Here is an 800-nt window from a genome sequence, read left to right on the forward strand (position 1 = left end):
TGGCGCGCTTGGCGAGCCAGGCATTGACGCGGCCAAGCGCGCCTGAGCCTCCTGCATCTCGTGACCGCCGTCCGGTGTTATGCCAATGGCGTAACGCCGGCAGCGGCGCTACATTAGCGCCTCCGGTTTTCTCCGCTTCAAGCCTTCATCAAGGGTTCGTCCATGTATTTAGGCATCGATCTCGGCACCTCCGAAGTAAAAGTCCTGCTGCTTGCAAGCGATGGCAGCGTCATCGGCACGGCGGGTACGCCGTTCACCGTATCGCGTCCGAAACCCCGCTGGTCGGAGCAGAATCCGCTCGACTGGTGGGACGGCACGCGCGCTGCCCTCTTCGCCTTGCGCGACAAATTCCCGCAAGAGTTCGCGCAGATTCGCGGTATTGGTTTGTCGGGACAGATGCACGGTGCGGTGCTGCTCGATTCCGAGGATCGCGTGCTGCGTCCGGCGATTCTCTGGAACGACATGCGCAGTGACAAGGAATGCGACGAACTCACGCAAACCGCGACGGAGTTGCATCGCATTGCCGGCAATCTCGCGATGCCCGGCTTCACCGCGCCCAAACTGCTTTGGGTGAAGCATAACGAGCCGGATATCTTCAACCGGACGGCTTGCGTGTTGTTGCCGAAAGATTACCTGCGCCTGCATCTGACGGGCACGAAAGTGTCCGATCCATCGGATGCAGCGGGCACGTTGTGGCTCGATGTCGCACGCCGCGACTGGTCCGACGAACTGCTCGCCGCATGCAGCATGACGCGCGCGCAGATGCCGGCGCTTGCCGAAGGCAGCGAACCGTCGGGCAA

Annotated in this window: 1 protein-coding gene; it reads left to right on the forward strand. The window is 62.1% G+C overall.

From position 1 onward, the window contains the following. Positions 1–162 precede the first annotated feature (162 nt). The coding region (locus tag ACRXB1_RS37065; RefSeq protein WP_449494909.1) for an FGGY family carbohydrate kinase at positions 163–800 on the forward strand (638 nt) is incomplete at its 3' end.

The sequence above is a fragment of the Caballeronia sp. M23-90 genome (genome assembly GCF_053574605.1).